Genomic DNA, 221 nt, shown 5'->3' with positions numbered 1-221 from the left:
AGTGATCTGGCATTAGTACCCAAGTCAGCCATCGACAACAAGTAGCCTGCTCATTGTAATCGATGCTGGAACAAAACAATTGTGCAAGTTGCGGACAGAGGAAAAGAGGAGCACGCCGAGCGCAGCAAAATGTAATGAAGTATTCTTGTTGGGGTTGTGAGAAGCGACCTTTTTGTAATGCATGATAAGACATATCCATTTCCTTTGAATATGATTGCTCT

The 221-nt window shown here is 43.0% G+C and carries 1 pseudogene; it reads right to left on the bottom strand.

From position 1 onward, the window contains the following. Nucleotides 1-193, bottom strand: a pseudogene (locus tag C2M36_RS17000) (REP-associated tyrosine transposase); the annotation flags it as partial. Between the last annotated feature and the right edge of the window lie 28 nt (nucleotides 194-221).

This window comes from Pseudoalteromonas sp. T1lg75 (genome assembly GCF_002964705.1).
Classification (GTDB): Bacteria; Pseudomonadota; Gammaproteobacteria; order Enterobacterales; family Alteromonadaceae; genus Pseudoalteromonas.
The sequence above is the reverse complement of the archived record's forward strand: the minus strand, read 5'-3'. Positions and strand labels throughout refer to the sequence as shown.